This is a genomic window from Butyrivibrio sp. AE3009 (assembly GCF_000420845.1).
In the GTDB taxonomy this organism is placed as follows: domain Bacteria; phylum Bacillota; class Clostridia; order Lachnospirales; family Lachnospiraceae; genus Butyrivibrio.
Genome location: NZ_ATVS01000007.1, coordinates 78,494 through 90,499, shown reverse-complemented (window position 1 = coordinate 90,499; position 12,006 = coordinate 78,494). Strand labels below are relative to the sequence as shown.

Genomic DNA, 12,006 nt, shown 5'->3' with positions numbered 1-12,006 from the left:
AGGACAATTTTTCCATTATTGTTATTTCGTTTATTCAGTATTTATTCGTGGTTCGGGGTTTATATCAGCCGTCGAACTCGTTAACTTCATGACAGTAGGTGCATACAGCGCTGTCCTTGCTGATATCCGCTGTGATGTTTCTGTGGCAGTGGTGGCAGGCGATCTCCATGGCCTGTGTCTCTATCTCATGTGCTGCCTCAGAGGCCTTCTCGTCTGAATGTGTCATGCTTCCTACAAGTAATACTATAACCGTGAATCCCAATGATAAGATTTTAGTGATCATTCCCATTTCTATATTCTCCCTCTCAAACTTATTGTTTATAAGAAAATGATATCAGGAGAATTATCACAGTTTTATCACAGTAGTTTCACAGGTAGCCGTTAAGCTTCTTTTTGCCTCTTATCAAAGAACTCTGTAAGGCGCTCGATAGGTATTGGCTTGGAATACTTGTAGCCCTGGAGGTATCTGGCGTACATATTGTTACATCTGTTCTCATCGTCTTCATTCTCGATGCCTTCGTAGAGAACGGAGTAGTTCAGGTCTGTGAACATGTGGGCCAGGCTGTGGGAGCTATAACGGTGAAATAAAACGGCAGCCCATTTCTGAGCTGCCGCACATAATACATTTGCAATTTACCTATAAGCCTTAGAAATCCTCGGGACCAACCAATGAGTCCTGAGGCGTAATCTCCCTTTCAATCATCTCCAGTAGGCAGAGCATTCCAAAAAATGCAAACAAGCTGTTTAATAGGACTACGATTATCTTAAAAATAAGTTTCATGGTGCATTCTCCTATGTTTTATTGCCTTTGTCATACTGTTTCTATTACAATGATATAACTTTTTAATGATAAATGATACACTTTTTCTCACATTTAGGTGATTCGGTACAGTCCCCAAGTAAACATCGCTCCCCCGGGAATCCCACATCCTCCGCTATCGCTATCAAAGTGCCTGGCACCAAGGCTCTGTCTCAACCATTATTTCATTTTCTTCAAAGCTTCATTCTCCGCCATGAGCTTCGCTATCGTTGCATCTTTATCTGCTAACTTTGCATCTTTATCTGCTATCTTTGCATCTTTATCTGCGATAGTGGCGTCCTGCTCAGCAATGGTTGCATTTGCAGTATTCAAAGCCGCCTTTGTATCATTAAGTTCATCCTGTAGCTCATCAATCATATACTTCGCCGTATTTCGATCCATAATCCTAAGCTCTTCAGAAAACATTCCCATCACCTTCTCCACATTTAAACACATGTTGTACAGGTCACGATATAGAGGCTCGAAATATGGATATTCCTTGATAAGTTTGATAATATACTCCGGTTCATCACATCCAAGGAATGTTAGCCATGCTTCAAATTCTCCATCTATACTACCTCTATTATGAAGTTTATCGAGATAATTATCAACGGGAATAAAAACTATATTTTGAAGCATGTTAAGCTTTAACCCGGAATCTGACACAGATCTGAAGGTATGAATGAAAGCATTCCTATACTCTTTGAATTCAGATGGGCTGCTTTCCATAAAGACAATTGTATATACAGGACAAATATCCTTGTAACTGAACTTTTTCTTTCGTTCATCACGGACTCGCTTGTATTGTCTAAGAAGCAGGTCCGCACTATAGCAGGATGACCTTTCTCCGGTAAAGGTAAGACCGATCTTTTGAATCTCGATATTTGCAATCGAGCCGTCCTCCAGTTCCACAACGATATCAGTTATCACAAGGGACAGTTCATCACCGATGCGGGAATTGTCGTTGGGAAGCGGGCATTTTACTGTAACTTTCCTCTTTAGGATAATGCTAAGAAGGTCTGAAAGTCTTTCCGGTGTAGTATCAGGATTTAGGATTTCTTTGAAATAACTATCATATAGAAGTTTACAACCTCTGGTTCCACAGCATATATCAAGAAAGCGTTCCTGCTGCTGCGAGGACCATTTCTCAAATATACTTCTGAGTGCGGGAGTGCTGTTGATCTCTGCAAGGATCTGTACTCTGGTCCTGATCATAGGGAAGAATTGTGATAAGTTATTACTTTGCATGCTTTTCCTTTCTGTTGTATGCTTTCATTTTTTTCGAGACAAAACACTCAGCCCATAGGTTTGAAGACGCCCCTAGAAAAATGGTAGCCTTAAGAAAGCACATAATCAGCCAAATATCAGTCATGGCTCGTGCGTTGTGGTGGGTACTGACAATCCCTATGGTCTTATGTTTGGAAGATACTTATCATGCCGAAATGTTATGTAGCGAATTGGACACGCCGTCAACATAATAAGTTACTCACGATGGAGCAGATTACGTAATTAGTTTTTTCACATCCAACATCTATACAATACAGTATTTATGCGGGTTTGTAAACAATTCTTAAGGAATCTTAAGTATTTTGCGGTATTGCGTTATCAGGAATAAAACAGCACCAAAGAAACGTCCAGCATCCGGCATCTCATGCGCTGTTCACATACCGGTCACAATCTTAAGAATTCTTAAGAATTGTACGGTTTCATGATACTTTTGGATACAATATACTTGAGAATGAAATACCCTTCGGCGAGTGAAAATCCGCTTTGCGGCATGAAATTCCCTTCGGGAATGAAATAAATTGCGCCATCATACAGGAAGACAGCTGCCTCTCTCCACACACCGGCCAGCCTAGTTTATCCTCTCCCGGCCGGACGCAATTAATTGTTTTGCTTGGAGAGCGCAGCCTATGCTTGCTGTGAGAGCTATCGCAAATAAAAACGGCAGCCCATTTCTGAACTGCCGGAGATACTATCATTAGATAGTTTCATTCTACTTTAAATATGTGAGTATTACTTTTCTTCTTTCAGTTTTTCATATATTCTCTCTACACTGTAATCAGGAGCAAAATCTATTGCAATATTGTAGATTGGAGCAATGTCTTCAACACTTTCCTCCACTTCATTTGCAATTTCTTCAATGTGTTTCCCTGCTTTTATTTTCTTGCAAATCAGAGTAATAAGATGCTTGTCAATTCCTTGTTTTTCCCCATCTGCTCTAAACAGTTCCATAACCTCTGCTTCGTTGTATTCAGTATCAAGCATACCTTCAACCTCCTGTCTGTGCGAAAAAAGGAAATCTCGAATTACAAAATTTTGGGGCATCTCATCAAGCGCTATGTTGACTGCAGCCTTTATATCGTGTTCTACCAAGTTCTTAAGAACACAAGCCACAAACCAGGCATATTCATTCAGAGTCTTGCAGTTCTTCATAAGCTCTTTATTTCTGCCATAGTTCACGTTTATCATCCTAACCTTAACTTCTACATCTGCAGTTTCCCTGTAATCGGGATTAAAGGAATCACTCAGCCTTAGTATAACCTCATCTTCAGTATAATCTCCGCCATTATAAAACACCACAAGTTTCGGAACAGGGAGCATTATCCTTTTTTGCCCATATTTGTTTAACTTGTGCTTTGCAATATGTCCGGAATACAGTTCTCCTACATACTGAAGCATCCTCAGTGGCATATTATAGTTCAGAGTCGATTGATGTTCATACACGCTCATAATATCAAAAATGATAAATGATGTATCATTCTGCATGCCCATAAAGAGTACATCGCTCAAGGTGTTAAACTCAATCAATGATGGATCCGTGTAGTCTGAGCCATTTACAGCATTGTATAGACTTAGAGTCCATTCCTTGTTTTCAGGATTGCCATAAATAAAATTGAAAAGCCTGTCCTTATACTTTTTGTTGATCCCTGTTGTAGTTGTTGTCAATTTTCGTTCTCCTTTAATTATAATTTTTCAGCATTTCCCTTTCAAGCGCCAAGATTTAGTATCCGGGCATGATTGCGGATCATTGCCGTATTGGGTTATTTCTTAAGTCTTCATAACTTGGGACTTATGGGCGATGAGGCCTTGAAATAATAGATGTTTTGTCAGGTAGTATCCTGACGACTGAAAAAATATAACACAGAAACTTTCGAACACGCAATCGAACAGAATCTTAAGATTTGGAGGCGTTTTCTTAAGAAATTAACGGTATATTGTAGATTTTGGACAGTCCCCAAGCAGACATCCCCCACCCCGGAAATCCTACATTCTCCGCTATCACTCTCAAAATGCCTGGCACCAACAGGCCTCCACTACATGGCTTCTCTCCAATTCCGCTACGCCTCCGTTACGCTTCCTTCCTGCAAGTGCCAGGCACATTATTATTCGCCTTTTCTTCACTGATCTTATCTCTCTTCATACAGGGATTTTATATGAAAAACTCAATGACATTATGCTCAAACAGAAAACTCAGTATCTTATCCTGGGTGATCCAGCCCATAGCAAGCTTACCGAAGTTAAAGAACTCAAGTCTCGTGATGATCATAAGGTAAACATCCATGTACAGTACGCCCTCCACGATTCCCCAGGCAAGGCAGGGGAGAAGGGGTCTTTCGTTGTTTTCCTTATTGTGATATATGACGACTCTGGCAATGAGAAGCACTGCCTTGGCCATTAGATAACAGATAAACATTGCGAGGATCTCGAATACGAAGCCCATGATATATTCCTTGAGCTGCACATATTGATCGGTGGGATTGGTCAGAGCGGTACCGGCTGCTATGGCATCTATCTGGCCGATCAGTTCAATGTATGGAGAAACCATCTCCTCTATAGGGGGCACTGACCTTGGGATTTTTGTGCAGATAATTCATAACTTACTCCAGAAAAAGTCTCTCCGCATCGAGCTTTACTGTTACATCCCCGGCGCCTTCCGTCTCATTCCATTTCTTCATAAGTCGGTCCACGGGAATGTTATAATCCTCAGACGTTGTCTTCATCAGCATTGTAAGGACCTTGTCCTCACCATATTTGGTGATGACGTCACTTCCTCTAAGGCAGGAGGATTCCACCTCAACAAATTTGTCCACATAATCTCCGATGGGACCCTTGTCGCTGCTTAGGGTGAATATAAGAAAATACATGCCAAAGGCATAGTTTCGCTCAAATCTTATAAGGAACCTGTAGAGAGTTGTGAAGCATTCCAGCGGAACCACGCAGGCTCCCTTTTGGCCTGCTCTCTCGCCCAGGATCATTCTAATATCGGTGGTGCTGTGGGACTCATTGTCCTTCTTGTCTGCATCATTCTGCCTGAAGATGCTAAAGCCGTGCTTGCCGTTCTGCTTAACTTCGTAGAGGGCCTGGTCAGCCTTGTTAAACAGCATGGTGTAATCATTGCCCTCGTCGGGGCAGATACAAGCGCCGATGGAGCAGCCAAGGGGGATGTTCATATCCTCTGCCAGACACTCTTTTGCGTAGCTTACGATCTTGCGGTTAAGGAACTCAGTTCTTTCCTTGAGCATTCTCTCGTCTCTGGTATTCTGGCAAAAGGCTATGAATTCGTCGCCGCCGATCCTTCCCACGATATCGGTGGATCTCATGACACTGCGAAGGATCTCTGCGAACTTGATAAGGATCATGTCGCCCTTTTCATGGCCATAGATGTCGTTTACCAGCTTGAAACTATCCAGGTCTATCATCATGAGGATGCCGTTGCCGCTTTTTACGATCTCACCAATCTTCTCTGCACTGGTAGTCTTGTTGTAGAGGCCTGTCATGAGATCATTCTCCGCAGCCTTTCGAAGGCCGCTAAGGCGCTCCATGTTGTCCATGATGTTGTCGATACGCCGAAGGAGTACGTCTGCCTTGAAGGGCTTTCTGATATAGTCAACAGCGCCGTTGGTAAGACTCTTTTCCTCGCTCTCGTCGCTGGATAGGCCTGTCATGAACATGACGGGGATGATAAGGTCATATTTTTCCCTTAATGTCTCCACCATCTGGAAGCCGTCCATTCCGGGCATCATAAGGTCAGAGAGGATCATGTCGGGCTTCTCCTTACGGTACAGCTCTATGGCTGCCTCGCCGGAATCCGCCATGACCACCTCATATTTGCGGGACAGTATGCCCCTGGTCTGCATGCGTACTATCTCGTCATCGTCCACCACAAGAATCTTTTTATCGCTCATTTGCCACCTCAAATATACTTAAGCAGGTCTTTGTAGGACCTGTACTGCGATATCAGTTCGTAGTTGTTGTCTCTGACATAATCTATATTGCCTTCCTTCACGGCTTCCTCAAGGGCCTTGGCCTTGTCGGACAGGTCATAGGCTCCTATCAGCCTTGAAGTGCTCTTAAGTGCATGCACTTTGATGCCATAATTCTCGAAGTCGTCCTTGAAGTAATACCCCTCGATCTCATCGGCCTTCTTATCAATATCCTCAGGTTTCATACCGATGCCGGTGTCACTTACCTTACCCTTTAGCAAAATGGTGTCGGCACCGTCCTCGAATATCAGCTTCTCGGCGGCCTCGCGCTCTGCCTGTTCATCGCTCCAGGAGCCGATGAAACGGACCTTAAGTTTTACATCGGGATTAACTGATTTGGCGCCAAGATAACAGGCGTTGACACCTCTGTCCACCTGGGGAGTGTTGGTTCCTCCCACAAAGCCAAGGACATTGGTCTTGGTCATGGAGCCGGCAATGATACCGGCCAGATATCTCATCTCATAGATTCTTCCGAAATAGGTATATACATTGGACGCGTCACATTCGGTGGACACGGTAAAAAAAACACGTTGGGATAGCTCTCGATTATCTTACGGCAGTTATTACCAAAACCGCCACTGGTAAGGAAAAAACAATTGCAGCCCTTGGACACAAGCTCCGCAACTGCAGGCGCTGTGGCCTCTGCGGTCTCATCCACATGCTCCACGATCTCAAGGGGAAGATCAAGTTCTTTGCATGCTTCGCTGAGGCCTTCGTAATGGATCTCACTCCATCCGTCATCCTCTATGGAATCAATGAAAACTCCGCCGATCTTCACCGGCTTGTCTATTTGCGGTCTGTTGGAAAAAAGAATAAAAAGCACAATGGAAAAAAGCGCTGCCACCAGGATTCCAAAAAAGACCAGCATAGCCGCGACTATTACCCGAACAGTTCTCCGCATATCATCATCCTCATCCTTGAAAGTAATGACAATTAATCATGTATTCTGTATACCTTTAACCGATAATACTCGAAATCATTATAGAATGCTTCTATAAAATGCAGAAAAACTATGAATAAAATAAGTGTAAAATAGAGGTTTTCAGCCGATCTCTTTTTCGTGAAGTTCCTGAATATCATCGAGGGCGGAAAGCATAGGCTTCACATCCTTGCCGCGAAGCTTGCGGTCAACGTAGTTCTTGGTGATCTTCATAACGGTGCCGCTAAGGGTTATAACACCGATAAGGTTGGGGATTGCCATCATTCCGTTGAAGGTATCAGACAGATCCCATGCAAGTGACAGATCCATGGTAGCTCCGATAACTATGAATACAACGAAGATTATCTGATAGCCCTTAACCGCCTTGGTTCCGAAGAGATACTCAAATCCCTTGCTGCCGTACTGGCTCCAGCCCAGAACAGTTGAGAAGGCGAAGAATAAGATTGCAATTGCGATAAAAGCAGAGCCTGCGCCGCCAAATACTGTTGAGAAAGCCTCAGCCACAAGAGCTGTGGAAACGTTCTCTGAAAGGACCTTGCCGGTATCAAGATCAACCAGACCGCTGGACAATACCGCAAAAGCAGTAAGTGTACATACGATGATGGTATCTGCAAATACCTCGAAGATACCCCACATACCCTGAATAACGGGCTCACGAACATTGGAACTTGAATGAACCATAACTGAGGAACCAAGACCTGCCTCGTTGGAGAAAACGCCTCGCTTCATTCCCCACTGAACAGCCATGGCAACACCGCTTCCTACGATACCGCCGCCAACTGCCCTCATTCCGAAGGCTCCTTTTATGATAGCTGCAAAAACTGCGCCGGCCTTATCAAAGTTAACCACAAGAACGATGATTGCTCCTACAACATAGATAACTGCCATGAAAGGTACGAGCTTCTCTGTTACGGAGGCGATTCTCTTAAGTCCGCCAACGATTACAAGACCTGCAAGAGCCATCAGGATGATTCCTGTTACGAAGTATGGAATGTTAAATGCTGAATTCATGTTGACAGCAATGGAATTGATCTGGCTCATATTGCCGATGCCGAAGGATGCAAGAACGCAGAAGACACTGAACAGTACTGCAAGAGCAGCTCCGATCTGTGCACAGCCTCTTTTGGCCCCAAGTCCGTCCTTAAGATAGTACATGGCGCCGCCGCACCACTCATCCTTCTCATTACGTCTTCTATAGTAGATACCGAGGACATTCTCGGAGAAGTTGGTCATCATTCCGAAGAACGCTACGATCCACATCCAGAAAATAGCTCCCGGTCCACCTGCCGCAATAGCTGCCGCAACACCTGCGATATTACCTGTTCCGATAGTTGCTGCCAGCGCCGTGCACAGGCTCTGGAACTGGGAAATCTGCATATCTCCCTTGGCTGTATGCGCTGTTATATGAGAATTGGTAAAAATACTTCCGATGGTGTTCTTCACCCAGTGACCAAAATGACTTACCTGGAAGAACTTGGTCAAACAGGTCATCAAGACTCCCGTTCCACATAAAAGTATCAGCATGGGAAGCCCCCATACAAAACCGTTCACTGCACCATTGATCTGTTCCACCTGAGATAGAAATTCGTTCATAGGCATCTCCTTCCACAACACTTTTTAAGATTGTATACACGAGTACAAATATAATTAGTACCATTTTAAAGTGATAAAGCGGAAAAGTCAAACCAAAATTGGGGTCAGACCCCATTCACAGAATGTTCACAAACTCTTTAGTAAGCATTTAGGTTATGGTTTTAATATAAGATCATCAAGTAAAACAAATTACTTGATCCCCACAACACATACTTTTTTCAATCATTACACATGGCTATTCCAACCCCATACACGGAATAGCCTCCTCCCACAAATAGCCTCGCCCCTCCGAGGATGAAATAAATAGACTTCACATCATAAAAAGAGAGAGCTCATGATCTGAGTTCTCTCTTTTTTGCCGATTACATTAAATTTGCCGAGTACGTTTTAGTTCTTCTCTTCCTTGGGTGTCTGAGGGAAGATGATCTTGTTAACAAAGAAGAATACTACCATGCTGACACCGCCGTTAAGAACTGTGGTTCCGATTTCCTTAAGCCATGCAAGATTCTGAGGAATAGCATAGGTGATGCCGCCCTTCCAGATGCAGTTAAGGGAGTTAACGATACAGGTGATCACACAGAAGGCACAGATGTACCAAAGAGCCTGTTTTCCGATCTTGTCATAGTTCCTGAAAACAAAGTACTTCTGGATAAAGAAGTTGATGAACTCTCCGATCACCATTGCTATCATGTATGCCACAAAGTATGCCGTACCACCCTCATCCGGGCCGTATCCTATGATATACCAGGGGAATGTATGGCCAAACATGGTGATTGGGATTCCGGGAAAACCGAACGCCTTATCACCAAGGAATCCAAATGCGGCGGGAAGGAAAATAAGAAGTAACAGCTTGAATACCGTGATCAGATTACTTACGATCACGAATAAGCCACCCTCTCTTATCCACTGCGCTGCCTTGGGATGTTTTTCTGCAAAACTGCTCCAGAATTTCATTATTTGTTGCCTCCCTTAATCTTAGCTTCATAAGCCTTGTTTTTCCTGCTGTTTCCGAAGAAACCGCCGATAATTGTGCCAAGACCGCCGAAGAAGTGTCCGTTCACGAGCTTGACGATTCCATCAACCATATCCATGCTGACCATACCGCCGCTCATCTTGGCCATCGCCCTGAAGGGCATATTGTAAACAAAAAGAATGTTCAGATCCGGCTTACCGCTTTCATCCGCCTTCTTCTTTTTGTTCGTAAGTACCTTGTAAACAAGCCTTCCAAGACCGCTCTTAGCGTAATAGAGCTGACACAGAGCATCGTTCCTTCCAAGCTTGCCGCTCCACCTTCCATCGGGAATGGATCTTCCAAGGAGCTTCTCGAATTCATCGTCGTTAACGGTCTCAATCTTACCTGAGTAATAGGCCTTAAGAGACTCTTTGACATAAGGAAGTACGTCGGTGGTCGCTTCCTTCCTGATTTCACCTGTAAGTCTGATATCAGCGCTGCTGGCACCTACAAGGATGTCATAGCTGCCACCTTCAACCTCCCACTTATTAGTCTTGACGTTAAAATAGCGGAAAGTCTTATCGTCAAAGGCGATCTCAACCTTCTTGCTCTCCCCTGCTTTAAGGAAAGTCTTGGCAAAGCCCTTGAGCTCCTTGGCAGGTCTGAAAACCTCAGCTCCGGGAAGTGATACATAGAGCTGTGAAACCTCGGCTCCGTCTCTGTCTCCGGTGTTCTTAAGGGTAAAAGCTACGCCGTTTTCACCGACTGTGAGGTCGCTGTATTCAAAGGTTGTATAAGAAAGACCGAATCCAAACGGATATACCACCGGCACTCCGGCTGTATCATAGTATCTGTAGCCAACATAAACGCTTTCTCTGTACTCTGAAGTCCTCTGCTGGCTTGGATAGTATCTGTAAGCGGGAGTATCCTCATATCTTCTGCAAAGGGTCTCCGCCAGCTTACCTGAAGGATTGACGCTTCCGGTAAGAATATCCATAGCAGCTCCTGCTCCTGCCTGTCCGTTTAAGTAGCAGTGGATCATGGCCTTGAGGTAATGATGCCAGGGCATCTCGATGGCTGATCCGGCGCTGATAACACCGATAACGTTGGGATTAACCTGTCCAAGTTCCTGCATGAGAGTTATCTGATTCTGAGGAATTCTCATATGGTTTCTGTCCATTCCCTCAGATTCACTGTCCTCATTAAGTCCGAAGAAGTACAGGACATAATCTGCTCTTGCTGCTATATCCAGAGCTTCCTTCTTGGTCACTGCATCCTCTTCGCCGTTTCTGGAATAGCCTCTGGAGGAGCCAATAACCTGAAGATCGTAATTACCTATGATCTCGGAGATGGTCTCAACCTTGGTGGGATTAACCATGGAGGAGCCTGCACCCTGATATCTGGGAACAAAGGCAAAGTCGCCGATAACCGCTACCTTGGAGCCGGGCTTAAGAGGAAGGATCTTGTCCTCGTTCTTCAAAAGAACTGTACTCTCTGCCGCAGCTCTTCTTGCTATTGCATGATGAGCAGGAATGTCGAATTCATCCTTTTTATCCTTAGCATTAGCTGTAAGAGTATAAACTACGTCAAGAAGCTCGTCGACTCTCTTATCCACATCCTCAATACTGATCTTGCCGCTTTCTACCGCAGCGATAAGCTCTCTTGCGGAGTCAAGGCCGGGATTGGGCATCTCAAGGTTGGAACCTGCAGCAACTCCCAGAGCGTGATCGTTGGATGCACCCCAGTCAGTGATAACTATGCCGTCAAAGCCCCATTCCTCTCTCAAAATATCAGTCAAAAGATGCTTATTCTCATTGGCATAGGTTCCGTTAACCTCGTTATAGGCTGACATGATTGTCTTAGCCTTACCTTCTTTTACAGCAATCTCAAAGCCGGTCAAATAGATTTCTCTTAAAGTACGCTCGTCAACCACGCTGTTCATGGCCATACGACGAAGCTCCTGTGAATTTACCGCAAAGTGCTTAGGGCAGGCATATACGCCTTTGGACTGAATACCTCTTACATAGGCTGCTGCCATTTTGCCTGCAAGATATGGATCTTCAGAAAAATACTCAAAATTACGTCCGCAGAGAGGACTTCTCTTGATATTGAGTCCGGGGCCAAGAAGAACGTTGACGCCTTCGGCCATGGCCTCTTCGCCGAGAGTCTCTCCCAGTGTCTCTCCAAGCTCGGTGTCCCAGCTGTTTGCTATTGTTGCTGCTGTAGGGAAGCATGTGGCGGGAAGGGATGCATTAAGTCCAAGGTGGTCTCCCGCTCCGGCCTGCTTTCTTATGCCGTGAGGTCCGTCAGAGCAAAAAATTGACGGTATTCCAAGACTGTCGAATTCCCAGGTCTGCCACTCTCCTTTTCCCTGTAAAAAAGCAGCCTTCTGTTCAATTGTCATCTTCTCAATGATATTCTGATATTTCACGATTTTTATCCCCATTTGTTTGTT

The 12,006-nt window shown here is 44.5% G+C and carries 12 protein-coding genes; all 12 read right to left on the bottom strand.

Annotated features, from left to right (window positions below; genetic code table 11):
* Positions 1-64: 64 nt before the first annotated feature.
* The 12 genes from G588_RS0105660 to G588_RS0105600 all read right to left on the bottom strand — a co-directional run bounded on the left by G588_RS0105660 (position 65) and on the right by G588_RS0105600 (position 11,982).
* On the bottom strand, positions 65-283 hold the full coding sequence (locus tag G588_RS0105660) for a hypothetical protein (RefSeq protein WP_196804949.1): 219 nt from the start codon (positions 281-283) through the stop codon (positions 65-67).
* A gap of 98 nt (positions 284-381) precedes the next feature.
* A complete protein-coding gene (locus G588_RS22410; protein WP_022777786.1) occupies positions 382-552 on the bottom strand; it encodes a hypothetical protein in 171 nt (56 codons plus the stop codon).
* Positions 553-646: 94 nt separating this feature from the next.
* A complete protein-coding gene (locus tag G588_RS23250; protein WP_022777785.1) occupies positions 647-781 on the bottom strand; it encodes a hypothetical protein in 135 nt (44 codons plus the stop codon).
* Between the two features lie 198 nt (positions 782-979).
* A complete protein-coding gene (locus G588_RS0105645) occupies positions 980-2,014 on the bottom strand; it encodes a PD-(D/E)XK nuclease family transposase (RefSeq protein WP_242830342.1) in 1,035 nt (344 codons plus the stop codon).
* A gap of 801 nt (positions 2,015-2,815) precedes the next feature.
* Positions 2,816-3,748: an Rpn family recombination-promoting nuclease/putative transposase gene (locus tag G588_RS19340; protein WP_022777783.1), complete on the bottom strand. Its 933-nt coding sequence runs from the start codon at positions 3,746-3,748 to the stop codon at positions 2,816-2,818.
* Positions 3,749-4,232: 484 nt separating this feature from the next.
* On the bottom strand, positions 4,233-4,646 hold the full coding sequence (locus G588_RS0105630) for a hypothetical protein (RefSeq protein WP_196804948.1): 414 nt from the start codon (positions 4,644-4,646) through the stop codon (positions 4,233-4,235).
* A gap of 34 nt (positions 4,647-4,680) precedes the next feature.
* Positions 4,681-5,988, bottom strand: coding sequence for a GGDEF domain-containing response regulator (locus tag G588_RS0105625; protein WP_022777780.1), 1,308 nt, complete (start codon positions 5,986-5,988; stop codon positions 4,681-4,683).
* An 8-nt stretch (positions 5,989-5,996) separates the two neighbouring features.
* The gene (locus G588_RS0105620; protein ID WP_026668606.1) at positions 5,997-6,524 is read right to left on the bottom strand and encodes a BMP family ABC transporter substrate-binding protein; all 528 of its coding nucleotides are present in this window, start codon (positions 6,522-6,524) and stop codon (positions 5,997-5,999) included.
* Positions 6,521-6,967, bottom strand: a complete 447-nt coding sequence (locus G588_RS0105615) for a BMP family ABC transporter substrate-binding protein (protein ID WP_155830748.1) — start codon at positions 6,965-6,967, stop codon at positions 6,521-6,523. Before G588_RS0105615 ends, G588_RS0105620 begins: the two co-directional genes overlap by 4 nt.
* A gap of 141 nt (positions 6,968-7,108) precedes the next feature.
* Entirely contained in the window at positions 7,109-8,599 is a 1,491-nt protein-coding gene (locus G588_RS0105610) for an alanine/glycine:cation symporter family protein (protein ID WP_022777779.1), read from the bottom strand.
* A gap of 387 nt (positions 8,600-8,986) precedes the next feature.
* Positions 8,987-9,553 (bottom strand): GtrA family protein, encoded by a 567-nt coding sequence (locus G588_RS0105605; RefSeq protein ID WP_022777778.1) that lies wholly within the window; start codon positions 9,551-9,553, stop codon positions 8,987-8,989.
* Positions 9,553-11,982: a glycoside hydrolase family 3 C-terminal domain-containing protein gene (locus G588_RS0105600; RefSeq protein ID WP_022777777.1), complete on the bottom strand. Its 2,430-nt coding sequence runs from the start codon at positions 11,980-11,982 to the stop codon at positions 9,553-9,555. The genes G588_RS0105605 and G588_RS0105600 overlap by 1 nt, the downstream gene beginning before the upstream one ends.
* Between the last annotated feature and the right edge of the window lie 24 nt (positions 11,983-12,006).

Excerpts from the sequence above, each read along its gene's own strand:
- G588_RS0105660 (WP_196804949.1), bottom strand. The coding sequence starts at position 283 with ATGATCACTAAAATCTTATCATTGGGATTCACGGTTATAGTATTACTT.
- G588_RS22410 (WP_022777786.1), bottom strand. The coding sequence starts at position 552 with ATGTTCACAGACCTGAACTACTCCGTTCTCTACGAAGGCATCGAGAAT.
- G588_RS23250 (WP_022777785.1), bottom strand. The coding sequence starts at position 781 with ATGAAACTTATTTTTAAGATAATCGTAGTCCTATTAAACAGCTTGTTT.
- G588_RS0105645 (WP_242830342.1), bottom strand. The coding sequence starts at position 2,014 with ATGATCAGGACCAGAGTACAGATCCTTGCAGAGATCAACAGCACTCCC.
- G588_RS0105625 (WP_022777780.1), bottom strand. The coding sequence starts at position 5,988 with ATGAGCGATAAAAAGATTCTTGTGGTGGACGATGACGAGATAGTACGC.
- G588_RS0105620 (WP_026668606.1), bottom strand. The coding sequence starts at position 6,524 with ATGAGATATCTGGCCGGTATCATTGCCGGCTCCATGACCAAGACCAAT.
- G588_RS0105615 (WP_155830748.1), bottom strand. The coding sequence starts at position 6,967 with ATGCGGAGAACTGTTCGGGTAATAGTCGCGGCTATGCTGGTCTTTTTT.
- G588_RS0105610 (WP_022777779.1), bottom strand. The coding sequence starts at position 8,599 with ATGAACGAATTTCTATCTCAGGTGGAACAGATCAATGGTGCAGTGAAC.
- G588_RS0105605 (WP_022777778.1), bottom strand. The coding sequence starts at position 9,553 with ATGAAATTCTGGAGCAGTTTTGCAGAAAAACATCCCAAGGCAGCGCAG.